General features: G+C 67.4%; 1 protein-coding gene. It reads left to right on the top strand.

Annotation, left to right across the window (positions count from 1 at the left end):
• Positions 1-123 precede the first annotated feature (123 nt).
• Positions 124-2259: arylsulfatase (locus AB4Z46_RS35200; RefSeq protein ID WP_442288189.1), on the top strand; the 2136-nt coding region annotated here is incomplete at its 3' end.

Here is a 2259-nt window from a genome sequence, read left to right as displayed (position 1 = left end):
GTGGACGCCGGACGACGTCGTCTTCGTCGATGCGATCCCGCTCGGCGCGACCGGGAAGATGCTCAAGAACCGCCTGCGCGAGACCTTCAAGGCGCACACCTTGCCCACCGCCTGAGACCAGACATGAAGTCCCTGATCCTGTTGTCGTTGAAAGCGGTCGTGGCGRCCGCTGTGCTGTTGGAAGGCCTGTCGCAAGCCGAAGCGCAGACCTCGTTGCCGTTTCCGCGTCCGCCGAGCGCCAGCGTGGCCGGGCCGTCGCTCGCGGAGTCCAGGCATGCGTGGCGCAAGGCGCCCGCGCGGCTCGCCGCGGACGCCCCCAACGTGCTGATCGTGATGCTCGATGAYGCGGGCTTCGCGCAGGCCGACACGGTCGGCGGCCCGATCCATACGCCGACGTTCTCCCGCATCGCGCAGACCGGCGTGACCTACAACGCCTTTCATACCGCGGCCATCTGCTCGGCTTCGCGCGCGTCRCTGCTGACCGGTCGCAACCAGCATCGCGTCGGCAACGGCGTGATCGCCGAGCTCGCCACGGATTGGGACGGCTATACCGGGGAGATCCCGAAGAGCTCCGCCACCATTGCCGAAGTGCTCCGCGACCATGGCTACGCGACCGCGGCCTTCGGCAAGTGGCACAACACGCCGCCGACCCAGACCACGGCGATGGGTCCTTTCGACCGCTGGCCCACGGGCCATGGCTTCGACTCCTTCTACGGGTTCATCGGCGGCGAGRCCTCGCAGTACGAACCRCGGCTGTACCGCAACACCACGCCGATCGAGCCGCCCCACGATCCGAAGTACCACCTGACCGAGGACCTGGCGCAGCARGCGATCGGGTGGCTGCAACAACGGCGTGCCAGCGCGCCGGACCGGCCCTTCTTCATGTACTGGGCGCCAGGTGCAGTGCATGGGCCGCACCACGTCTTCAAGGAGTGGTCCGACAAGTACAAGGGGCAGTTCGACGGCGGTTGGGACGTCTACCGCGAACRYGCCTTCGAGCGGCAGAAGCAACTGGGCTGGATCCCGAAGGACGCGCAACTCACGCCGCGCCCRGCCTCGCTCCCGGCATGGGACAGCCTCGACCCGAAGGAGAAGAAGTTCCAGGCGCGCCTGATGGAGGTGTATGCGGGATTCCTGGAGCACACCGACACGCAGGTCGGCAAGCTGGTCGATGAACTGGAGCGCGAGGGSCTGCGCGAGAACACGCTGATCTTCTATGTCTTCTCGGACAACGGCGCRTCGGCCGAAGGCATGCAGGGCTCGATCGCGGAGCTCAATGCGCAAAATGGCATCCCGGCSGGCGCCCRGCAGCACATGGCCGTGCTGGAGCGTGACTACGGGGGCCTTGATGCATTGGGCGGCCCGAAGCTCGACAGCATGTACCACGCAGCCTGGGCCTGGGCGGGCATGACGCCGTTCCAGGGCACGAAGCTGGTGGCCGGCTACTTCGGCGGCACGCGTGTGCCGCTCGCSGTGTCCTGGCCGAAGCGGATCAAGCCGGACACCCAGGTGCGCAACCAGTTCCACCACGTGAACGACATCGCCCCGACGATCTACGAAATCGCCGGCATCACCCCGCCGACGTCCGTCGACGGCGTGGCGCAAGACCCGATCGACGGCGTGAGCATGGCCGCTACCTTTTCCGATGCGAAGGCSCCGGCGCGCAAGCCGGCGCAGTACTTCGAGAATCTCGGCAGTCGCGGCCTCTACAAGGATGGGTGGATGGCGTCGGTTTGGGGTCCGCGGACGCCCTGGATCGCCGGCTTCGCCCAGTTCATGGGCTGGAACCCGAACAACGACACCTGGGCGCTGTACAAGCTCGACGGCGACTACTCGCAGGCGGTCGATGTGTCGGCTGCCAACCSGTCGCGGCTGGAGGAGATGAAGCGCGAGTTCGATGCGCAGGCCAGGGCCAACAAGGTCTATCCGCTGGGAGCCGGGCTGTACCCGYTCCTGGATCCGAAGGCGCRCGTCGAAGTGCCGTACTCGGAGTGGGACTTCACCGATCGAGTGACCCGCCTGCCCGAGKYCGCGGCGCCCAACCTGCGCTCGCGCAACAGCCTCGTCACGGTCGACGCGGTGCTTCCGGCCGACGCACGGGGCGTGCTCTACGCCCTGGGCGGTGTGGCCGGGGGCGTGACCCTGTACCTCGATCGCGGGCAGCTGGTCTACGAGTACAACGCGCTCGCGCTCAAGCGGAGCGTGGTCCGCTCGGCGGCTGCATTGCCGAAAGGCAAGGCCCGCATCGAAGTCGAGACG

Origin of the sequence: Variovorax sp. M-6 (assembly GCF_052114385.1) — a bacterium.
Taxonomy (GTDB): Bacteria; Pseudomonadota; Gammaproteobacteria; order Burkholderiales; family Burkholderiaceae_C; genus Variovorax.
Note: the sequence above shows the minus strand (reverse complement) of the source record. Positions and strands in the feature narration are given on the sequence as shown.